Raw genomic sequence first — 21,099 nt, 5'->3', positions numbered from 1 at the left:
CCCGTCGACGGAGGCGGAGTGCTGGTCCCCGTCGACGGAGGCGGAGTGCTGGTCCCCGTCGACGGAGGCGGAGTGCTGGTCCCCGTCGACGTGCCCGGCGTCGACGTTGTCCCGCTCGGGGACCCGCCCGGCGGCTGGCTGGGTTCGGGCGTTGGCGTGTCCGAGCGCGTCTTGGTCGGCGACAGCCCGTCCCAGATGGACGGTGTGGGGGCGGGGGAAGAGGAGTACGGTGTTACCGCCAGCGCTGCGGCGGGTACTTCCAGGGAGCCGCCAGCAACTACGTGCGCCCTCTCTTCAGACACCGGGATCGCCCAGCCAAGTGAGGTGTTGGAGGACTTGCCGGCATCGGGCGCGTAGCTGGACATCTCGAGGGCGCCGAGTTGGTCCGTCTGCACAATCGGGAGAAGGATCCAGTCGTGCGGATTCTTGTGCGAGCCGTTCAGGATGGTCTCGAAATGCAGGTGGCAGCCGGTGGAGGATCCGGTCGTCCCCACCCGGGCAATGACCTCACCAACCCGCACCGAGTCGCCCTTCTTGACGGCGATCGCCTCAAGATGGTTGTAGGTGGTGATGAGCCCGTTGCCGTGGTCGATTTCCACGCGGTTTCCGCCGCCCCAAGGGTGCCAACCGACAGCCCGCACGACGCCGGCGTCGGCCGAGTAGACACGGGTGCCGCACGCCGCGGCAAAGTCCTGGCCCCAGTGAAATTCCCCGGATGACCCCGTAATGGGGCTCGTGCGCAGCCCGAAGGACGAGGACTCCCGAAGTGATTCGAGTGGGGCCATGAGGAAGCCTTCGGCGGGCCGTTTCAGTCCTGCGGACGCCACATTGAGTTCCCCGGGGACGCCGTCCTTGGAAGTTGTCTCGACCGTTGAACGGGTGTAGGCGACGAGCGCCAGGGCATCCGCGGTGAAGTCCGCCGACGCCAGGGCGTCAGCGGTTGGAACGGTGCGGGCACCAGCTGTGCCCGGGGTGTCCGGATCCAGCGTGCCCGGTCCCACCACGCCGTAGGCCAGTGAAGGGGACGGGACGACGGCGGTGCCGCTGCCCGACAGGCCCTGGACCCCGAAAGTCAGGACCGCCAAGGAGAGGCAGAATCCCCCGGATAAACAGCGCACGGCAATGATGCGCGCTCTGACTGCCTGCTCACTCGATGAGTTTCCCCAGTGCTTTCCCACAATGTGACTCCCGCATCCTGTTCGTCAGTCCCCAGTTTTGCGGACTCACGCTCTTATGGGACCACAATCACGGGGACCTGGGAACCGTAAAAGCTACCCCTTTCCAACTACAGGTGGTGGACCAGTAGTACTCGTGATCCGGGCAAGTACTGGGCTCCGCGGCGGTGGGTGAGAATGGAGTATGCGCAACCTCCTCAGGGAATGGCAGTCCGAACTCAGGCAGACGTTCACCGGGACCCGGGACGCCGTGCCGGACTGGGTCCCGCGACTGGCGGAAGGCGACGACCCCGGCTTCCACTTGCCAGGATCCGCGGTCTGGGCCGTTCATGGGGACATGCCGACGATCGTGGCGGGAATTCGCGCCCTGCTCATGCAGGCGCTGCATCCCGGTGCGCTGGCCGGCGTTCACGACCACTCCCGCTTCCGCGAGGACCCCCTGGGCCGGCTTGCCGGAACGATCCGCTGGATCTTTACAGTGACCTACGGCTCAACCGCCGCGGCCCGGGCAGCCTCCGACTGGGTGTTGCGCCTCCATGGGTCGGTGCGCGGGGACTACGTGGACGGACATGGCGTCTCTCGGAGGTACGCGGCCAATGATCCGGAGCTGCTTCGCTGGGTGCACATTGCCTTCACCGACGCCTTCCTCTCGGCGCATAAGATCTGGGGCAGGCCGATTCCCGGTGGCCCCGACGCGTACGTGCGTGAGTGGGCGCAGGCCGGCCAGCTCATGGGAGTGGAGTCCCCGCCACTCAACGAGGCGGAAATGCGCCGGCAGCTGGACCAGTGGCACGACGCCGGCGACCTCCGTTTCGACGAGAGGGTCGCCGAGACTGTGGCGTTCATCCGCAATCCGCCGCTCCATCCAGTGCTCAGACCAGGCTACCGGGTGCTGTTCGCAGCGGCCGTGGCAAGTCTGGAGCCCAAATACCGCGATCTGTTGGGCCTGCGGACCGCGCGGCTGGGCCCCATCCCGTTGCCGGTGCGCCTGGCGACCAAGGTGGCGCTCGGGGTCATCCATCTTGCCCTGGGTCGGGTGGGTCCCAGCGAACAGGCCGCCCGTGCCCGCCTCCGCCGGCTGGGCCCCCTGTCCTGAGGCCGGACCGGACCGGGCTACCGGCCAAAATGTCTCTAGGTTTGGGCCGCTGGCCCGGGACCCGGGCTCCTGCGCCGGGAACGCGCGGGGGGATTCCGTCGGACGCAAAAAGGCCCCGGTCCAAGGGACCGGGGCCAACCGCGGAGAATGGGGGATTTGAACCCCCGAGGGCGTTAACCCAACACGCGTTCCAGGCGTGCGCCATAGGCCGCTAGGCGAATTCTCCAGTAGCTTCTGAATCAAAAGCAGATACTAGACTACCTGAACTTCCCGGCATCGCCCAATTGACCTCTCGAGCCCCCGCCCCGCGGGACATGCCCCACGCTTCGCGCAGCCACTGGACATAAGCCCGGGATGCCCAGTCGGGGCCGCGAAGAGTGGGCATGTCCACCCGCGCACTCCCCCGCCCCGCGGGACATGCCCCACGCTTCGCGCAGCCACTGGACATAGGACCAGGATGCCCAGCCGGGGGTCCCGGAAAATGGGCATGTCCCGCGGATTATCCGGGTGCCAGGAACGCGATTCGGGGCACACGCAAACGTCGGGTAAACTTGCTGACGGCCCCTCATGTGGCGTCATCCTGTTGAACTCCCCCAGGACCGGAAGGTAGCAAGGGTAAATGGGCTCTGGCGGGTGCATGGGGGGTCTTTTATGTCTGCGCCGATTGGTAGGGTTTATCTGTGACCGTTACAACCGCCCTTTACCGCAGATACCGCCCAGATTCGTTCGCGGACGTTATCGGGCAGGAACACGTCACCGAGCCGCTGATGACGGCTCTGCGCAAGAACCGCGTCAACCACGCCTACCTCTTCTCGGGCCCCCGTGGCTGCGGAAAAACCACCTCCGCGCGCATCCTGGCCCGTTGCCTTAACTGCGCCGAGGGCCCCACCGACACCCCGTGCGGCAAGTGCCCCAGCTGCGTTGAACTCGCCCGCGGCGGTTCCGGATCACTCGACGTCATAGAAATCGACGCTGCCAGCCACGGTGGCGTCGACGATGCCCGTGACCTGCGCGAACGGGCCACGTACGCCCCCGTCCGCGACCGCTACAAGATCTTCATCATCGACGAGGCCCATATGGTCACCTCCGCCGGCTTCAACGCCCTGCTCAAGATCGTCGAAGAGCCGCCGGAACACATCAAGTTCATCTTCGCCACCACGGAGCCGGACAAGGTCATCGGCACTATCCGCTCCCGCACGCACCATTACCCGTTCCGGCTCGTACCGCCGGAACCGCTCATGGCGTACCTCGAACTGCTCTGCACACAGGAGAACGTCCCCGTGGCGCCCGGCGTGCTCTCGCTCGTCATCCGCGCCGGCGGCGGTTCTGTGCGGGACTCGCTCTCCGTCCTGGACCAGCTCATGGCGGGTGCCGGCCCCCACGGCCTGGACTACGAACTCGCCGTCGCACTGCTCGGCTACACCCACGCTTCCCTGCTCGACGACGTCGTCGAGGCCGTCGCAGCCTCCGACGCCGCCACCGTGTTCCGGGCCGTGGACCGTGTCATCCAGACCGGGCATGACCCCCGCCGTTTTGTGGAGGACCTACTCGAGCGCTTCCGCGACCTCATCATTGTCCAGGCCATGCCGGAGAGCGCCCAGTCGATCCTCCGCGGCATGCCCGCGGACCAGATCGCGCGTTTGCAGAATCAGGCCCACAATCTGGGCGCGGCCGAGCTGTCGCGCGCCGCGGATGTCACCAACACGGCCCTCACCGAAATGACCGGCGCCACGTCGCCGCGACTCCACCTGGAGCTGCTCTGCGCCCGCATCCTGCTGCCGTCCTCCGAGCAGACCGAGCGCGGCATTGCCGCCCGGATCGACAGGGTGGAACGCCGCCTGAATTACGCCGGCAACGACGTCGGGGCTCCCGCCGCGGCGCCGACCGCGACCGCTGTCCCGGCCACAGCCGCTGCCGCCGTATCGGCCCCGGCCCCGCTAGCTCCGGTTCCCGCCGCTGCAGCTCCGGCCGCCGCGGTCCCTGCAGCCCCGGCTGCCCCGGTATCCGCCGGGCGGGAAGCCGAACCAGCCAGGGAAACACTCACCCCGCCGCGCGTCAGCACCGGCGACTGGCCGGTCGACGAGTCCGCCGCCGTCGACCGTGCGGAGCCCGGACGGGCCCCGGCGCCCCAGATGTCCGCGCCGGTGCGGCCGGCGGCCGCGGCTCCCGCGGCCCGGGTCCAGTCCAGCTCGGCCCCGGCCGTACCAGCCCCATCCGCACCAGCCCAGAGCCAGCCCGCCCCCACGGCTCCCTCAGCCCCGCGCGCGGCGGCCACCGGATCCGGGCCCGACGTCGAAGTCCTCCGCCGCGCCTGGCCGGAGATCCTGCAGACGCTGACCAAGATCAAGCGGAGCACGTGGGCCCTGGTCGAGCCGAATGCCCAGGTAGGCCACTTCGAAGACCATGTCCTGACGCTCGCCTTCACCACCTCGGGTCTGGCCGGCGCGTTCGGCCGCGCGGATCACTCCGAGAACCTGCGGCAGGCGATCCACAAGACCATCGGCATCGAATGCCAGATCAATGCAGTGGCCAGCGGAAGCAACAGCGCAGCGAGCTCTGAGCCAGACCCAAAAGCACCCGCTAGCCCGGACGTTCCGGCCAAGTCCACCGACGCGGACTGGGGCCTGACGCCGGCCGCCGACCCGCCTCCCCCCGGATCAGCAGAGGGCGTCCCGGCCGGGTCCGAGCCTGCGCGTGCTGCAGAGACAGCTGCAACTGGTCCCGACACACCGGCCGGTCCGTCCCAGCCACCTGTCACTCGGGCGACTCCGGCCCAGGCACCCGCCTCTGCACCCACCGCGCCTGCCTCGGCGCCGACGCACGTTCCGACATCTGTTGCCCCCGAGGAACCGCCGTCCGCTGCGCCGGCAGCCGCGGCCGCAGGCGAGCCGGTCTCCCCCTCGGAGGCCGCCGGATCCTACGCCTACCCCGACGATGACTGGGGCCCGCCGCGGGACGAGGACGCTCCGCCGCTGGATGAGGAACCGCCCATGGACTGGGACCCCGCGGCCCCGATGGTGGCGCGTGCCACCCAGCCGGCCGCCGCCCAGCCGTCCGCCGCGCCTGCCCGCAAAAGGGCAGCTTCGTCGACGCGCTCTGCCGCTGCTGCCGCGACCCCCTCTGCCGTCACTCCGGCACCGCAGGCCCCGGACACCGCCAACGACCCGTGGGCCCGCGCCGTCGAGCAGGCCCCCGGAATCTGGTCGGTCGGCTCGGACTCCAACGTCGGTAGCTACGCGACCGAGAAGCCTGTGGCCCCCGAGCCGGAACCGGAACCGGAACCGCCGCACTACGAGCCTGCGGCGGCCCAGGCCCCCCACTACGCCGCAGCTGTGTCGGCTACCGCCGCGTATGACCCAGTCGGATCCTCGCCCAGCGGGTGGGGAGACTCCGCGGAGCTGGTGGCGGTGGGCGCCCCATCCATTCCAGCCTCAGCAACCGCGGCGCCGGCGGCCGCGCCCGCTCCGCCAACCGCGTCACTGGCTGCGGCCACCGCATCCCCGTCGGCGCCACATTCGACGGGCCGGCAGAGCCTCTATCAACGGCTCTCCAACAGCCCGGAAGCCGAAGCCGGCCGCGCCAAAGCCCCGGCCCGGGCCTCGGCCGCCACGACCACCTATGTCCAGGACATCCCCAGCGCGGATGACGAAACGATCGAGGAATCGGGCGTCTTCGGACGGGCCGCCGTCGAGCGCATCCTGGGCGGAAAACTTGTTGAAGAGCGGTCACTGGACGGAAGCCCGCTGCCGCCGCGCTCCTAGCCGCACCGCCGGGACCATGACCCGTCACCACCCAAACGAACGAGGACACAGTGTACGAAGGTGCAGTTCAAGAGCTGATCGACGAGCTCGGACGCCTTCCCGGAGTCGGGCCCAAGTCCGCCCAGCGGCTGGCCTTCCACATCCTCGAGGCCGACCCGCAGGACATGAAACGACTTGTCGACGCCATCACGAGCGTCAAGGAGCGCGTCAAATTCTGCACCGTGTGCGGCAACGTCACGGAACAGGAACTGTGCAACATCTGCCGCGACCCTCGCCGTGATCCCTCGATCATCTGCGTTGTCGAGGAATCCAAGGACGTTCTCGCGGTGGAGCGCACACGCTCCTTCCGGGGCCGGTATCACGTGCTGGGCGGGGCGATCAACCCCATTGCTGGCATCGGTCCCGAGCAGCTCCGGATCCGGGAACTCCTCACCCGTCTCAACGACGGCGCCATCCAGGAAATCATCATCGCTACCGACCCCAACCTGGAGGGCGAGGCCACAGCGACCTACCTTGCGCGGATGCTCAAATCGATTGGCATCGCCGTGACCCGGCTGGCCTCGGGCCTGCCCGTGGGCGGTGACCTCGAATACGCCGACGAGGTCACCCTCGGCCGCGCCTTCGAGGGCCGCCGCAACGCCCTGAGCTGATCGGAGTCCGGCCGAGCACTTCGGCGACTGCCGCCGTCGCCCTTCCACCCCTTGGGCGGACATGCCCAGCGCCCGCGCCCACGGACGGACATGGTCCCAATATGCCCATCCCCCGGCCCGGGCGTAGGGCATGTCCGCCCAAGGGGGGAGCACATGCGCATCGCTTGGCCGCAGCGGAGGGCATGTCCGGCGGAACGGATGCAGGCCTGTCTGGCATGCGGTCACAATTCAGCAACCAGGGGCTCCCGGCGATAAACTGGGCTGAGAAGTTACGCCGTCGCGCCGTTTGGTTGCTTGGCCCAGACCCGATAATCCAGTGAGGGTGCGCGCATGAGTTTGCCCACTACCGAAGTCCACTCCGGACCGCAGCCACAGGAACTGCCCGCTGCGGCCGCCACGACGAAGCACCTCGTGGTGAAGAAGTTCGGCGGTTCCTCCGTGGCGGACGCCGAGGGCATCAAGCGCGTGGCCCGCCGGATCGTGGATGCCCAGAACGCCGGCGACGAAGTGGTCGTGGTTGTCTCCGCCATGGGCGACACCACCGATGAGCTCCTCGATCTCGCGGCCCAGGTCACCGACTCCGCCCCGGCCCGGGAAATGGACATGCTCCTTTCGGCCGGGGAACGCATCTCGATGGCACTGCTTGCCATGGCCATCAACAAGTTCGGCGCGTCCGCCCAGTCCTTCACCGGCTCCCAGGCCGGGATGATCACCGATGGCATCCACGGCAAGGCCCGGATCATCGACGTCGACCCGCACCGCATCAGGACCGCCCTGGACAAGGGCCACATTGCGATCGTCGCGGGCTTCCAGGGCATGAGCCGCACCACGAACGAAATCACCACTCTGGGCCGCGGGGGCTCGGACACGACGGCGGTGGCGCTGGCCGCCGCCCTCGACGCAGACGTGTGCGAGATCTTCACCGACGTCGACGGGATCTACACCGCCGATCCGCGCGTCGTGGCGTCTGCCCGCAAGATCGACCGGATCTCCAGCGAGGAAATGCTGGAACTGGCGGCGTCCGGCGCCAAGATCCTGCACCTGCGCTGCGTCGAGTACGCCCGCCGTTTCGGCGTCCCGCTGCATGTCCGTTCTTCATTCAGCCAGAACGAAGGCACCTGGGTCATGCCCAGCGCCGACGACAAAATCACAACCCAAGAGGGAGTTGCCTTGGAGCAGCCAATCATCTCCGGTGTTGCACACGACCGTTCCGAAGCCAAGGTCACGGTTGTCGGGGTTCCCGATATCCCGGGCAAGGCTGCGGCGATCTTCCAGGTCATCGCCGACGCGCACTCGAACATCGACATGATCGTCCAGAACGTCTCCACCCACGGCACGGGCCGGACCGATATCTCCTTCACGCTGCCGATCGTCGAGGGCGCCGACGCCCTGGCGGCCCTGCACGCCGCGCAGGACCGGATCGGTTTCGAGAGCATCGAGTACAACGAGAAGATCGGCAAGCTGTCGCTGATCGGCGCCGGCATGCGTTCCCACCCGGGCGTCTCGGCACGGTTCTTTGCGGCGCTGTCCGAGGCCGGGATCAACATCAACATGATCTCCACCTCGGAAATCCGGATTTCCGTCGTCACGCACGCGGACCTGCTCGACGACGCCGTGCGCGTCATCCACAGGGCCTTCGATTTGGACAGCGATGCTGAGGCGACGGTGCACGGCGGTACCGGCCGCTGAGCCAACCGCCGGGGGTCAGCCCGGGAACTAACTAACGAAGGGAGCGGCGACTGCCGCTCCCTTCGTTATGCCCTCACGGGCGCTGCTCAGACTTCCTCTTTCGGGAGGTCTTCCTTTCGGACAGCGTAGTGATGTCCGTGTGCGTCGGTCTCCACCTCAAAACCGGCGAGCTCCGCCTCGGAGGCCGTCTCGAAGTCGTCATGCCTGTGAACGACCGGAGCGGAGTAATCCCCCCGTGAGGCAGCGCCGAAAAGGAAGCGTACCCATGAAGACGGGTGCAGGTGCTGCCTCAGGGCAGCCTTCCTCAGTGGAAGTGCCACAATTCCCACCCCCTCTCCCGTGTCCGGGCCACGGGGAACGGCCGTGGCTAAGTGCTGGTGCCAGTGACCCTATTTTACGCCCGACACCGGCGAAAAGGGATGGGTGCCGAGGCCCGGAAAGGCAGCGGGGACCAGCCCGGCAACTCCGCGGGGCTCCCCCGGAACGCACGGCCGGAGGCGCACCACCGGCAGCGGCTTCGGCTTACCGCAGCGACTTGTCCCCGGGGTTGCGCGGCACGACGTAGGTGCTGCCGTCGGGGCGGTGGAGGGTCTCCCACTGCTGGGTTTCGGCTTCGCGCCGGGCCAGCAGCTCACGGTTCTGCTCAGTCATCTCGTCTCCCAGGGCGCTGCGGTTGGCAGGTCCGAAAATCATCCGGAGTTTGCCCGTAGCGCGCATGAACCTCTGCGAGGCGTTTTCGGCTTTATCCTTGGCCATCACTATCCACTCCTAAGAACGAGACGTTCCTTTCAGTGTACGCTAATGATTAGTGCACTAACTACTTGAGGAGGGCCCTTGTGGCGGATGCGACGGACGGAACCCAGGACGACCTCCTGCTGGAGCACCAGCTCTGCTTCGCGCTCACGGTGGCCTCCCGCAGCGTCGTCGGCGCGTACAAGCCGGTACTGGACGGACTGGGGCTGACCCATCCCCAGTACCTGGTGATGCTGTGCCTCTGGGAGTCCAGCCCACGCTCCGTGCGCGACATCAGCGAGGCCCTCGTGCAGGAGCCGGCAACAATCTCGCCCCTGCTGCGCCGTCTGGAAGCGGCCGGCCTCATCACGCGCCAGCGGGTTCCGGGCGACGAACGGACCCTTGCCGTGGGACTGACCCCGCAAGGAGCCGCGCTGCGGCAGCAGGCCACCGCCGTGCCCGGCACCATGATGGACCGGCTGAGCCTGACCCGTGAACAGGTCGGCCAACTGCACGGCTCCATGATGGACCTGATTGCGGCCACGAAGCCTGCTCCCAACGGCCCGCCCCGGCGGTAGACTGTGCACAACACAGGAGGACTGCTGATGCGCAAGCAACTGATCCACGCGGCGCTCGTTCTGATGGCGGTAGCCGGCCTGGCCGCCTGCACGCCGGGCGGGCAAGCCCCGTCGCCGTCGGCCACGGCCCCCGGGCAGACAGGCGGGACAAGCCCGTCCGAGACGGCCACCCCCTCGCCGGACACCGAAACAAAGACCCCTGCCCCCTCGCCGTCAGCCGCGCCTGTGACCTCGGGGCCCGGGCAGGGCAACGCCGAACTGGCAATCATGGTCAAGCCCTCCGCGACGGGCACGCCCGCGAACTTCACCCTCGTCTGCCTGGACGGGGTACCGGCCGCCGAGAGCCAGCATCCCGACGCTGCCGCGGCCTGCCTGGCCGTAAAGAACAATGCGGCGCTGCTCAGCCCCGCGCCCCGGCCAACGGACCAGGCCTGCACCATGCAGTACGGCGGACCGCAGGAGGCCACAGTCACGGGTGTGGTGGACGGCCAGCCGGTCGAAACGGTCTTCACGCTGCGCGACGGCTGCGAGATCGCGGCCTGGAATGCCGCCAAGGATATCCTTGGCTCCACCGGCGGGGCTGTCTAAGCTGCACTGCCTCCCGCAGGGAGCCTGGCTGGAGCGCCAGGCCGCCTATCAGACGCGCGTCCGCCGCTATGCGGATCCCTACCTCGCCCGACGGTCCGCCGGCCGGAAGCACCCGGTCGAGGACTTCCTCTTCACCTACTACACCCAGAAGCCTGGCCAGCTGCTGCGCTGGCACCCGGGCGCCGGCGTCGTCCTCTCCGGCTCCGCCGCGGCGGAACGCACCGGTTGGAAGTACTACCGCACGCCCGACGACGGCGAACTCGCCGCCGCCGGCCTGCCGCCGGGCAGCGCGGCCGTCACGGTCGACGTCGAGGCGTTTGTCCGGGACCGGCGTGACGCGCTGCAGTTCGCCGGGATCATCCTGGCCGGGACGGCGGCGCGGCCGGCGCAGTTCGGCTGCTTCGGGCTGCATGAGTGGGCGATGGTCTACCGGCAGGACAAATTCGAGCTGCGGCACGAGTACCTTCAGCTGCGGCTTGGTTCGGAACGGACGGACGAGGTGGTGGAGGAGAACCGGATCCGCTGCTCGCATTTTGACGCCTTCCGCTTCTACACCCCGGACGCCGTGCCGCTGAACAGCCTGGCGCCGAGCCGGGAGAACCAGCGGAGCATGGAACAGCCCGGGTGCCTGCACGCCAACATGGACCTGTACAAGTGGGCCTACAAACTCGCGCCGCTGCTGCCCAGCGAGCTGGTGATGGACTGCTTCGAACTCTCCTGGCGGATCAGGGCCATGGACATGCAGGCGTCGCCCTATGACTTGTTGGAGTGGGGGTATCCCGCCATTCTGATCGAAACAGCCGAAGGCAAAGCCGAGTACGTTCAATACCAGCGGGCCTTTTCCGCCGAATCGCAGGAACTGCGGCACCGGCTGCTGCGGGAGCTCACGCCTCTGCTCCCGTCCATGGGTTCCGGCCCTGCCCCTGAAAGTATGGAAGGACAGCAATGACCGCCACCCCTGACAGTCATACCCGCCACGAGATCCATCTCACCATCCGCCTCACCGAGGCCCCCGGCGCGCCGGAACACGTGTTCCGGCTGGAGGCAAGCGGCGGGGCCCTCGCCGAAGGCTGCACCCTGCCGGATTCTGCCGCCGCCCTTGCGGCTGTATCCCAGCACGGGCAGGACATTTTCTTCCCCAAGCCGGGCCCGCCGAAGCTGTGCACCCAGCAGTACGGCGGCCCACAGGTGGCCGTGGTGACGGGCTGGTTCCTGGGCCGTGAAGTCAACAGCGCGTTCAGCCGCACCGACGGCTGCGAGATCGCCCGCTGGCGCGCCATGGCGCCTCTGTTGGGCGGCCTGGCGGGTTCCACCGGCGCGATCTGAGTCGCTTCCGCTGAGCATTAGTCCTGCGGCAACTTCACCTGCAGCCTGATCGGCAACGGCAACGGCAACTTAAAGGCCAATGGCCGGCGTTGATCCGCCGGCCATTGGCCTTTGCTGTCGGGGTTGGAACTGTTCCTAGATGGCGTTGTTGGGACCGGCAAGCTCCTCGTTCTGGATCTTGCCCTTCTCCTTCTTCACCTTCTTGCCCTTTTCCTTCTTTTCTTTCTTGTCCTTCTTGCCGTCGTCGCCGCTGTCCCCGGGACCGTCGTTGCTGTCCTGGTCCTCGGACGTCGGCGGAACCACAACTGCGCCGGACGGGGTGACCAGCACGCTGACGAAAGTCGGTTCACTGGCACCGGCGAAGGTCACCCGGCCGATGTACGAGCCAACCGCCAGACCTTTCCAGTTCATCGTGACAACGCCGGACGTGCCGTTGGCGAGCCGCAGCGGGTTGGGCGTCAGGGTCGCATTGCCGACGTTGGCGCCGAGGATCGCCGCATCCACGCTTGCCTTGGTGGCCTGTTTTTTCGGGCTGTCGTACAGGTGCACGAAGATCCGGTAGGTTCCTGGAGCCGGGTTGGGGATTGAGAGCGACTCGCTTGCGGACGAGGTTGCCACCTGGATCAGCTGGTTGGCCGGGTTCACGATGTACATGTCGAAGTCGGCATTCGGGTCTGCGGAGTAGACCGAGAGCTTGGCCAGCGGGCTGCCGGCCGGAACCTGGACTTCCTTGGCGAAGTTTGAGGCATCGGTGGCCCCCAGAATTCCCGGACCGGGGACCAATTCAATGGCGGAGGAGTCGGCCTTGGACAGACCGTCCAGCGTCATGTTGATCGGGTTGTTGGTGCCGGATACAACCTTGAGCTCACCGGAGCCGGTGCCGCCCTCGGAGGTGAAGGCAACATCCTTGGACGTGACCACCGACTGCGGGCGGACCGCGATCGGGGACGTGACGGCCTTGTTGGCGCCCTGCCAGGTCAGCGAACCCATGGCGAACTTGCCCAGGGCTGCGTTCTGGTTTTCGAACGACACCTTGAAGGTTCGCTTCTCACCGGCCGCCCCGAAAGTCAGGATGGACGGCGTCACGGTGACCTTGACGCCGGGGACGCTGGCCTTGACCCGGTAAGTGCCCGGGGTCAGCGCCGTCAGCGTGCGGGTGACCTCGATCTTGCCGGTCAGGTTGCCCAGTGAGAAGGACGGGACGTTCATGTCGCGGGCCTTGGTGGTGCCCAGGCCCGGCATGCCGAGGTCGATTCCGGTGCCCTGAATGAACCTCAGGTAGTCGTCCTCGTTGGCGTCGTAGACCAGGCCCGGATCCAGCACGCGGGCCGGATCAACCTGTCCTGCGCCGGTGGCGTGGACATCGGTGTTCTTGCTGCCGTCGGCGTTCTTGACGTCACCAGCGGTGGTCATCATCGCGGACTTCACCGTCGCCGGGGACCACTTCGGGCTCTTGCCCAGAATCAGGGCACCGAAGCCGGCCACGTGCGGGGCGGCCATGGAGGTACCGGACATAAAGCCGAAGTTGTCCCCGCCAGTGCCGATCGGCGATACGCCGGCCAGGACTGCGACGCCGGGAGCGGCGACGTCGGGCTTCAGCAGGTCGGATCCGGTTGCCAGCAGCGGGCCGCGGGAAGAAAATCCAGCGATCTGCGGCTGGGCCTCAAGCGGCAGTCCGGTGGTGTCCTTGTTGACCAGGGACACGGTGATGGCCGGGTTGGCTGCGACTTTGGCCTTGATGGTCTCGGTGGCCGGCGGATTCACGTGCACGGTCGGGATGGAGTGCTTGTCCGTGTCCAGCGAGGAGTTGCTGAGGTTCACCAGGACCATGCCGACACCGCCGCCGCGGGCAACCTCGGCGCTCTTGGCGACGCGGTCGAAGAAGCCGCGGTCACAGACGACCACTTTGCCGGCGACCTTGGCGGGGTCGAGTGTGTCCGGGCCGCAGAGGGCCGCGTTGGCGTTTCCGGCTGTGATGGCCGCGCTGGCCGCCAGCACGACGCCGGCACCCTTGACCTCGCGGTTCATGATGCTGGCACCGCGGAACTTGCTGCCGTCGGAGAACTCGACGGTGCCCTGCAGCTCCTGGGAGAAGCTGCTGGCAGCGACCGTGGTGACCCAGGGTGCACCGTGGTTGACGGTGCTGGCGGTGGGGCCGGAGTTTCCGGCAGAGGCCGCGACGAAGATACCGGCGGAGGCTGCAGACAGGAACGCCATGGAGACCGGATCCGTGGTGGTGGTCGCGGAGCCGGAGATCGAGTAGTTCAGGACATCAACGCCGTCGTAGATGGCCTGGTTGATCGCCGCAACGGACGAGGAACTGTAGCAACCGCCGGTGTTCGGGTCGGTGTCTTCCCAGCAGACCTTGTAGACCGAAAGCTTGGCGGCGGGGGCGATCCCGCTTGTCAGGCCGAAGCTGCGACCGTCAACAAAGGTTTCGACGTCGGCGTTGCCGACGGCGGTGCTGCCGGTGTGGGTGCCGTGGCTGTCGACGTCAACGGGGGAGATCTTCTCGGTCCCGGAGCGCTCGTCCTTTGGCACGTAAGCGATGAAATCCTCGGCGAAGTAGTGCGCGGCGAGGACCTTGGAATTGCAGGCGGAGCCGTCGAAGTCCTCTCCCGTCTGGCACTCACCGATGAACGTGTCGCCGTCGGACTTGAGCATCGCAATCTTGCCGTCGTCGGTGCGGTAGGGCACGCCGACGACGGGAGCGCCGGTGAGCGCCTTGACCTGTTCCCCCGCGAAGAAAGGGCTGGAGGGGGTGTAGCCGGTGTCGATGACGCCGACAACGACGCCCTTGCCGGCGGCATCCTGGCCGCCGAACTTCGTGCTCCAGGTGCCATTGGGGCCGCTGAGCTTCAGGAAGTCGGTGCTGGAGTAGTCGGGTGCGTTTTCCGTATCAGGGGCAACAACGAGCACTCCGGGGTCCTTGGCCAATTTGATGGCCTGATCCGCCGTCAGGTTTGCGCTGAAGCCGTTGATGGCCGCGGTGAACTGCCGCTTGATCTGCACGTTCTGCTGGCCTGCAACCTCGGCCTGCTTCTTTTCGAGGTGTGCCTCGTACCGCTTGACGTCGGTCTTGTTGGCGTCGAGCTTCTTGCCCGATTCCGGCTTGGTTGACGCCAGCCCGGGCGTCCCGCCGTCGTAAGTGGCCGCCGGCTTTTCGGCCAGGACAACGATGTAGCGGCCGTCCTTGTAGCTGTTGGGATCCACATTCTTCTGGGCTACTTGAGCAACGGTGGATCCCGGCGCCGCGGTAGCGGGCGCGATCGCGACAGTTGACAAAAGAACCGGCAAGCCCAGGGTCAGCGCCACGGCCCTCCGGAGTCCCCCGCTTCGAAGGAAGCTCTTTCCTGGTGATTTCACGTGTGGTTGAACCTTTCATAAGGAACGGTCCCGGCGTTGGTGCCGGGTCAACGGACTGGCCGGACAGAAAGAGCTGAGACTCTCACGGGCCCGACGGATACCAGCCGTTTCATACAGTACAGACTGAGAGCCGGATATGACATAGCCCACAATAAGGAAATCAAAATTTGTCAATCAATTCGACAAGACCCGGCGGGCCAGCCGCGCCGGAGGGGCGCGGCTGGTCCTGCCGGGTCGGCCGATCTGGGGGCCAGGGAGCCGGAGGCGCTGCTGGCGGGGGCAGGCAACGCCGGCGCCCGCTACTGGCGGGGAGTTCTGACCACTTCGCTGATCCACGCGCGAGTCTTGTCATCCAGCGGCCCGGCGACATTGCTTTCCCGGGCCTTGCGGTCCGCTTTGATCTTCTGCAGCACCATCCGCCCGAGGCCGGCGAAAACGGCGGCGGCAACAACGGGCAAAAGCACGGACTTCGATTTCTCTGTCATACGCACATGCTACTGACGGGGCACCGGGGTGACCATAGCGTCGTCGCAGGTCACCCCGGCAGCGAGACCCTGCCACCCGGGCGGGTTCCCGGCGGGCTGGCAATACACCGGGCGGCGCCGTCCACTCTCCCTGCCGCGAATGCGGCCGGACGGGCCGCGGCCGGTAGAATAGGCATGCAAGCTCGCGGAGCGCCCTTTCATGCTGTCCTCACCACACAGCGGATCGGCGTGAGACGGCATCACTCCGCTGCGCCCTTACCCAATGCTCACGCACAGGAGTTGCCGGATGCCCCGGATCGTTGTCGACGTCATGCCCAAGCCCGAGATTCTCGACCCGCAGGGGAAGGCCATCGTGGGTGCACTCCCCCGCCTGGGCTTCACCGCGTTTAGCTCTGTCCGCCAGGGCAAGCGCTTTGAACTTACGGTTGATGGCGAGGTGACGGAGGAGATCCTGGCCCAGGCCCGGAACGCCGCCGAGACCCTGCTGTCCAACCCGGTCATCGAGGACGTCGTCAACGTCGAGGTCGTCGAGGCCTGAGATGACTGAACTCCCCCTGATCGGCGAGGCCGTCGCCGTCGCCGCGCACCCGCAAATCGCCGGTGCGAAGATCGGCGTCGTGACCTTCCCCGGCACCCTGGACGACCGCGACGCCGTCCGCGCGGTCCGCCTGGCCGGCGCCACGCCCGTGCCCCTCTGGCACGCCGACACCACCCTCGGTGACGTCGACGCCGTCGTGATTCCCGGCGGCTTCTCCTACGGCGATTACCTGCGTGCCGGCGCCATCTCACGGTTTGCGCCGCTCATGGCCAGGATCATCGACGCCGCCAACTCGGACGCCAGGCTGCCCGTTCTGGGCATCTGCAACGGCTTCCAGATCCTCACCGAGTCGCACCTGCTGCCCGGCTCGATGATCAAGAACGATGGCCTGTTGTTCATGTGCCGCGACCAGATCCTGCGCGTGGAGAACAACTCCACCGCCTGGACCCGGGATTACGCCGTCGGCCAGGAAATCACCGTGCCGCTGAAGAACCAGGACGGCCAGTACATCGCGGACGAGAAGACCCTCGATGCCCTGGAGGCAGAGGGCCGCGTGGTGTTCCGCTATGTCGGATTCAACCCGAACGGCTCCCGCCGCGACATCGCCGGCATCTCCAACGCCGCGGGCAATGTGGTGGGCCTCATGCCGCACCCGGAGCACGCAGTGGAGGCCGGTTTCGGCCCCGCAAACGGCTCCGGCACCGAGGGCCTCGGCTTCTTCACCTCTGTACTGAACAAGATCGTGGGAGACAACAAATGACGGAAACGTCGACAGGCCGGACGGCAGGCACCGCCACCGAGACCAAGAAGTTCAACATCGACACCGTCGAGAACGCGGCCAAAACCCCGGACGTCGACCTTCCCTGGGCCGAACTCGGACTGAAGCAGAACGAGTTCGACGAAGTCGTCAAAGTCCTGGGCCGCCGCCCGACCGGCGCCGAACTCGCCATGTACTCCGTGATGTGGAGCGAGCACTGCTCCTACAAATCCTCGAAGAACCACCTGCGCCAGTTCGGCGAAAAGGTCACCGACGAGATGAAGAAGGACATGCTGGTGGGCATCGGCGAAAACGCCGGTGTCACCAACCTGGGCGACGGCTGGGCCGTGACGTTCAAGATCGAGTCCCACAACTCGCCGTCCTTCGTGGAACCGTACCAGGGTGCCGCGACCGGCATCGGCGGCATTGTCCGCGACATTATCTCGATGGGCGCCCGTCCGGTGGCTGTGATGGATCCGCTGCGTTTCGGCGCCATTGACCACCCGGATACCGCCCGCGTCATGCACGGCGCCGTGGCCGGCATCGGCGGCTACGGGAACTCCCTGGGCCTGCCGAACATCGGCGGCGAAATGGTCTTCGACTCCGTGTACCAGGGCAACCCGCTGGTCAACGCCCTCGCCGTCGGCGTGATGCGGCACGAGGACATCCGCCTCGCCAACGCCTCCGGCAAGGGCAACAAGGTGGTGCTCTTCGGCGCCCGCACCGGCGGCGACGGCATCGGAGGCGCCTCCGTACTGGCCTCGGAGTCCTTCGACGACACCAAGCCGTCCAAGCGCCCCGCGGTCCAGGTCGGCGACCCCTTCGCCGAGAAGGTCCTAATCGAATGCTGCCTCGAGCTGTTCAAGGGCTCCCTGGTGGACGGCATCCAGGACCTCGGCGCCGCCGGCATTTCCTGCGCCACGTCCGAGCTCGCCTCCAACGGCGACGGTGGCATGGAAGTCGAACTGACCTCCGTCCTGCTCCGCGACCCGACCCTGACCCCGGGCGAAATCCTGATGTCCGAGTCGCAGGAACGCATGATGGCCGTGGTTACCCCGGAGAACGTCGCCGCTTTTGAAGCGGTCATGGACAAGTGGGCCGTGGAGTACTCCTGGCTCGGCGAGGTGACGGATACCGGCCGCCTCATCATCACCTGGGACGGCGTGGTGATCGTCGACGTCGACCCGCGCACCGTGGCCCACGACGGTCCGGTCTACGACCGCCCGTACGCCCGCCCCCAGTGGCAGGACGCCGTGCAGGCCGATGCCTTCACCGGCTCCGTGCAGGATGCCGGCCGCCCGGCCGCCCCCGCGGAACTGGCCGCCGCCATCACCGAACTCGTCGCCTCACCGAACATGTGCGACAAGTCCTGGATCACCAACCAGTACGACCGCTACGTCGGCGGCAACACCGCCATGGCGTTCCCGGACGACGCCGGCGTGGTCCGGGTAGACGAGGAAACCGGCCTGGGCGTGGCCCTGGCCACCGACGCCAACGGCCGCTACACCTATCTCGATCCGTACCACGGCGCGCAACTGGCGCTGGCCGAGGCGTACCGCAACGTCGCCACCTCCGGTGCCGTGCCGATGGCAGTCAGCGACTGCCTGAACTTCGGCTCCCCCGAGGACCCCGACGTAATGTGGCAGCTGGCCGAAGCCATCCGCGGACTGTCGGACGCCTGCATGGTGCTGGGCATCCCGGTCACCGGCGGCAACGTCTCGCTGTACAACCAGACCGGCACCACCCCCATCCACCCCTCCCCCGTGGTCGCCGTGCTCGGCAAGTTCGACGACGTCGCCCGCCGCACGCCGTCGGGCTGGAAGGAAGACGGCCAGGCCATCTACCTGCTCGGTACGACGGCGGCGGAACTGGACGGCTCGGAATGGTCCAACATGCGCGGACACCTCGGCGGGCTGCCGCCGAAGGTGGACCTCGCCGCCGAACGCGCCCTGGCCGAGATCCTGATCAACGCCTCCCGCGACGGCATGGTGGACTCCGCGCACGACCTCTCCGAAGGCGGCCTCGCGGCGGCCCTCGTGGAGTCCTCGCTGCGCTACGGCGTGGGTGCCCGGGTCGCGCTGCAGGATGTCCTGGACCGCGACGGCGTGGATCTGTTCACCGCGCTGTTCTCCGAGACCCAGGGCCGCGCCATCGTGGCCGTGCCCCGCTCCGAGGAAATCCGCTTCACGGACATGTGCACCGCCCGCGGCTTCCCGCACCTCCGGATCGGCGTCGTGGACGCTGAGGGCGGCACGCTGGAGATCACCGGCGTCGAGACCATGATCCTCGAATCCCTCCGCGAGGCCCACGAAGCGACCCTGCCGAAGTACTTCGGCTAGCCCCACCGCCCCAGCCCGGTGCCGCCCCCACCATCGACTGCTCCGCAACTGCCCTTTTGAACCCCCAGAACGGCGGTTTCGGAGCAGTCGATGTGGGTTAGCGCCCCGGACGCCAGCCAGCCTGGACCAGCGCGGCCCGGACCTTCGCCACGGCAGCCCTGGCGTCATCGTGCATATGCCGGTTGGAGATCCGGACCTCGGTCCACCCGAGGGCCGTGTACCGCTCGGATCGGGCGATGTCCCGGACAATCTGTCCCTCTTCGCCGTGTTGCTCACCCTCGTACTCAATACCGATCCTGTATTTCCGGTACGACAAGTCAGGTTCGTGGTGCCGCGTTCCTGCCTCGTCGACGATCGGCACGTTCAGCTCCGGTTCCGGAAGACCGCCGCGGACAATGGCAAGTCGCAACATGGATTCCTGCGGCGAATCCGAGCCCACGCGTATGAGTTTTTAGGGCCTCCCGCGCCTTGCGGATTCCACGCTTTCCCCTGTGGCGGTCGATCATCCGCTGCAGATCCCCGAGGCTGCATAACGGCATGTCCCTGCCCTCGAACTCAAGCCGGGGGACGCGGACACAGCTGTCGCCGGCCACCACAAGTTCGTCGACGGTCAGCATTTCGGCGAGATCCAGCCAGGTTCGCTCCGGTGTGGTGAGGGGAATCCCGTCCAGGAGCGTGATCTCGTCGTCGTAGAGCTTCATCCGGTGAACGATGACGTGTGGACGGTTGAGATGGGCTGCGCCCTCGGGCCTGATCAGGTGATACATCGGCGGTCCCTCCTTTTGACGCCGCGCCGGAAGCGAACCAAGCTCCGCCGCGGTGAGGTGCGACGCGGCGCATCGCTCATTGACCTCAATGAATGGCCGCACTCTCACGCTTAACGGAATCCCCGGCGGCGGGCTCTGGGAACGAATCCCCTTCCCCAGCGCTGCGAGGGAGCGGTGGCGGAGCCGCTTGGGCGACACTCCGGCCGCAGCGGCTTCCACAACGGTGAAGGGGCGCTCCTGGAAATCGTCAGGCAGCGGGCGTGCGGTTTTCATGGATTCATGAGACCAGAACGGCGCGAACGTCGCAGAAGTTATCCACACCACCCAATCCGCTGCTCCATAGGTGCCGTTATGACGCCTCAATAGGGCGTCTACGGAGCAACCGATGGTTTTAGTCGTCGCTGCGGAGTTCGCGCTGGCGGGCGCTGAGCAGTTCCAGTTCCGGCCGTGCCGCGACAAAGCGTTCGACGCCGGCCAGTACCTCGACGAGGTGCGCCCGGTCAGCCGCGACCAGCCCGACGCCGATCACCGTGCGGCGGTACTGGTCGTGCAGTCCGGCCTCTGTCACGGAGACGTCGAAGCGGCGCTTGAGCTCGGCGAGAACCGGGCGCACCACGGAGCGCTTCTCCTTCAGGCTGTGGACGTCGCCGAGGAGGACATCGAATTCAATCCAGCCGATCCACATGCATTTATCCTAGCGAGTGCTCCGTAACTGCCGTTTTGGGGTGCCAAAAGGGCAGTTACGGAGCACTCGACGGGGGTTGGATGGTGAGCTCGCCCATCCGGTCCCAGCCCTCGCCGTCGAACTGGCGGCTGATGATGTGCGGCGTCTCCCGCAGGGCCTGGGGCATATCCGCCATGGCCTGCTTGAAGTGTGCGCTGTTGACGTGGTCCCCGGCGGCGTCGTCCGTGAAGGCCTCGACCAGGACGAATTCATTGGGGTCTTCCACACTGCGGGACCAGTCGAACCACAGATTCCCCGGTTCCTGGCGGGTCGCCTGCGTGAAGTCCTGCACGAGGCCGAGCCAGCGGCCGGACCAGTCGGGCTTGACCTTGAATTTAACGACAATGAAGATCACGGGAACTGCCTTTCGGTGTGGCGGGACGATGTTCCATTCTTGCAACAGGACAATGCGGGGTCACATCCGGCCCGTTGCGGGGGGGCAAAGTCAAGCAGTCGGAGCAACGCCGGGGGTTTAGGCTGCGTGCAGCAGCTGGTTCAGCCGGTTGGCTGGGGTCTCGAGGTTGAGGG

Annotated in this window: 20 protein-coding genes, 1 tRNA gene and 1 other RNA gene; 12 read left to right on the top strand and 10 right to left on the bottom strand. The window is 67.1% G+C overall.

Annotation, left to right across the window (positions count from 1 at the left end):
• Nucleotides 1-1,085: M23 family metallopeptidase (locus ACZYZ3_RS19725; protein ID WP_463965478.1), on the bottom strand; the 1,085-nt coding region annotated here is incomplete at its 3' end.
• 274 nt (nt 1,086-1,359) lie between these two features.
• Here ACZYZ3_RS19725 and ACZYZ3_RS19720 point away from each other — a divergent pair.
• Nucleotides 1,360-2,271: an oxygenase MpaB family protein gene (locus tag ACZYZ3_RS19720; protein WP_463965477.1), complete on the top strand. Its 912-nt coding sequence runs from the start codon at nt 1,360-1,362 to the stop codon at nt 2,269-2,271.
• A gap of 141 nt (nt 2,272-2,412) precedes the next feature.
• On the opposite strand, the gene ACZYZ3_RS19715 is transcribed toward ACZYZ3_RS19720, so the two are convergent.
• Nucleotides 2,413-2,497: transfer RNA gene (locus tag ACZYZ3_RS19715), tRNA-Ser, on the bottom strand.
• Nucleotides 2,498-2,827: 330 nt separating this feature from the next.
• On the opposite strand from ACZYZ3_RS19715, the gene ffs reads away from it, so the two are divergent.
• The 4 genes from ffs (at nt 2,828) to ACZYZ3_RS19695 (ending at nt 8,371) form a co-directional block, all read left to right on the top strand.
• Nucleotides 2,828-2,924, top strand: an RNA gene (gene ffs, locus ACZYZ3_RS19710) — signal recognition particle sRNA small type.
• A 27-nt stretch (nt 2,925-2,951) separates the two neighbouring features.
• Nucleotides 2,952-6,032 (top strand): DNA polymerase III subunit gamma and tau, encoded by a 3,081-nt coding sequence (locus ACZYZ3_RS19705; RefSeq protein WP_463965476.1) that lies wholly within the window; start codon nt 2,952-2,954, stop codon nt 6,030-6,032.
• Between the two features lie 50 nt (nt 6,033-6,082).
• Nucleotides 6,083-6,682 (top strand): recombination mediator RecR, encoded by a 600-nt coding sequence (recR, locus tag ACZYZ3_RS19700; RefSeq protein ID WP_307461921.1) that lies wholly within the window; start codon nt 6,083-6,085, stop codon nt 6,680-6,682.
• A 330-nt stretch (nt 6,683-7,012) separates the two neighbouring features.
• The gene (locus ACZYZ3_RS19695) at nt 7,013-8,371 is read left to right on the top strand and encodes an aspartate kinase (protein ID WP_463965475.1); all 1,359 of its coding nucleotides are present in this window, start codon (nt 7,013-7,015) and stop codon (nt 8,369-8,371) included.
• Between the two features lie 86 nt (nt 8,372-8,457).
• Here ACZYZ3_RS19695 and ACZYZ3_RS19690 read toward each other — a convergent pair whose 3' ends face one another.
• Together ACZYZ3_RS19690 and ACZYZ3_RS19685 are read right to left on the bottom strand one after the other, a co-directional pair.
• A complete protein-coding gene (locus ACZYZ3_RS19690; protein WP_463965479.1) occupies nt 8,458-8,664 on the bottom strand; it encodes a hypothetical protein in 207 nt (68 codons plus the stop codon).
• A gap of 229 nt (nt 8,665-8,893) precedes the next feature.
• Nucleotides 8,894-9,127: a hypothetical protein gene (locus tag ACZYZ3_RS19685; RefSeq protein WP_463965474.1), complete on the bottom strand. Its 234-nt coding sequence runs from the start codon at nt 9,125-9,127 to the stop codon at nt 8,894-8,896.
• An 80-nt stretch (nt 9,128-9,207) separates the two neighbouring features.
• On the opposite strand from ACZYZ3_RS19685, the gene ACZYZ3_RS19680 reads away from it, so the two are divergent.
• Genes ACZYZ3_RS19680 through ACZYZ3_RS19665 form a run of 4 tightly spaced genes read left to right on the top strand, consistent with a single transcriptional unit; the run spans nt 9,208 to nt 11,595 of the window.
• Nucleotides 9,208-9,681 (top strand): MarR family winged helix-turn-helix transcriptional regulator, encoded by a 474-nt coding sequence (locus ACZYZ3_RS19680; protein WP_463965473.1) that lies wholly within the window; start codon nt 9,208-9,210, stop codon nt 9,679-9,681.
• A 27-nt stretch (nt 9,682-9,708) separates the two neighbouring features.
• Nucleotides 9,709-10,269, top strand: coding sequence for an SSI family serine proteinase inhibitor (locus tag ACZYZ3_RS19675; protein WP_463965472.1), 561 nt, complete (start codon nt 9,709-9,711; stop codon nt 10,267-10,269).
• On the top strand, nt 10,226-11,218 hold the full coding sequence (locus tag ACZYZ3_RS19670) for a 3-methyladenine DNA glycosylase (protein WP_463965471.1): 993 nt from the start codon (nt 10,226-10,228) through the stop codon (nt 11,216-11,218). The genes ACZYZ3_RS19675 and ACZYZ3_RS19670 overlap by 44 nt, the downstream gene beginning before the upstream one ends.
• Nucleotides 11,215-11,595, top strand: coding sequence for a serine protease inhibitor (locus tag ACZYZ3_RS19665; protein ID WP_463965470.1), 381 nt, complete (start codon nt 11,215-11,217; stop codon nt 11,593-11,595). Before ACZYZ3_RS19670 ends, ACZYZ3_RS19665 begins: the two co-directional genes overlap by 4 nt.
• Before the next feature lie 135 nt (nt 11,596-11,730).
• Here ACZYZ3_RS19665 and ACZYZ3_RS19660 read toward each other — a convergent pair whose 3' ends face one another.
• Both ACZYZ3_RS19660 and ACZYZ3_RS19655 read right to left on the bottom strand, forming a co-directional pair.
• Nucleotides 11,731-14,961 carry a S8 family serine peptidase gene (locus ACZYZ3_RS19660; RefSeq protein WP_463965469.1) on the bottom strand — a complete coding sequence of 1,077 codons (3,231 nt, stop codon included), beginning with the start codon at nt 14,959-14,961 and terminating at the stop codon, nt 11,731-11,733.
• A 299-nt stretch (nt 14,962-15,260) separates the two neighbouring features.
• Entirely contained in the window at nt 15,261-15,446 is a 186-nt protein-coding gene (locus tag ACZYZ3_RS19655; protein ID WP_463965468.1) for a hypothetical protein, read from the bottom strand.
• 286 nt (nt 15,447-15,732) lie between these two features.
• Here ACZYZ3_RS19655 and purS point away from each other — a divergent pair, with 286 nt between their 5' ends.
• From purS to purL, 3 genes are read left to right on the top strand one after another with little or no spacing between them, the layout of a single operon-like run.
• Nucleotides 15,733-15,984, top strand: coding sequence for a phosphoribosylformylglycinamidine synthase subunit PurS (purS, locus tag ACZYZ3_RS19650; RefSeq protein ID WP_011690410.1), 252 nt, complete (start codon nt 15,733-15,735; stop codon nt 15,982-15,984).
• Between the two features lies 1 nt (nt 15,985).
• A complete protein-coding gene (purQ, locus tag ACZYZ3_RS19645; RefSeq protein WP_463965467.1) occupies nt 15,986-16,744 on the top strand; it encodes a phosphoribosylformylglycinamidine synthase subunit PurQ in 759 nt (252 codons plus the stop codon).
• A complete protein-coding gene (gene purL / locus ACZYZ3_RS19640; protein ID WP_463965466.1) occupies nt 16,741-19,080 on the top strand; it encodes a phosphoribosylformylglycinamidine synthase subunit PurL in 2,340 nt (779 codons plus the stop codon). The genes purQ and purL overlap by 4 nt, the downstream gene beginning before the upstream one ends.
• A gap of 97 nt (nt 19,081-19,177) precedes the next feature.
• On the opposite strand, the gene ACZYZ3_RS19635 is transcribed toward purL, so the two are convergent.
• The 4 genes from ACZYZ3_RS19635 to ACZYZ3_RS19620 form a co-directional block, all read right to left on the bottom strand.
• Nucleotides 19,178-19,396 carry a DUF559 domain-containing protein gene (locus tag ACZYZ3_RS19635; RefSeq protein ID WP_463965465.1) on the bottom strand — a complete coding sequence of 73 codons (219 nt, stop codon included), beginning with the start codon at nt 19,394-19,396 and terminating at the stop codon, nt 19,178-19,180.
• A gap of 1 nt (nt 19,397) precedes the next feature.
• The gene (locus ACZYZ3_RS19630) at nt 19,398-20,120 is read right to left on the bottom strand and encodes a hypothetical protein (protein WP_463965464.1); all 723 of its coding nucleotides are present in this window, start codon (nt 20,118-20,120) and stop codon (nt 19,398-19,400) included.
• A 118-nt stretch (nt 20,121-20,238) separates the two neighbouring features.
• Nucleotides 20,239-20,532, bottom strand: coding sequence for a DUF503 domain-containing protein (locus ACZYZ3_RS19625; protein ID WP_463965463.1), 294 nt, complete (start codon nt 20,530-20,532; stop codon nt 20,239-20,241).
• A 55-nt stretch (nt 20,533-20,587) separates the two neighbouring features.
• Entirely contained in the window at nt 20,588-20,926 is a 339-nt protein-coding gene (locus tag ACZYZ3_RS19620) for a putative quinol monooxygenase (protein ID WP_463965462.1), read from the bottom strand.
• Between the last annotated feature and the right edge of the window lie 173 nt (nt 20,927-21,099).

It is taken from the genome of Pseudarthrobacter linnaei (assembly GCF_055412825.1).
Note: the sequence above shows the minus strand (reverse complement) of the source record. Positions and strands in the feature narration are given on the sequence as shown.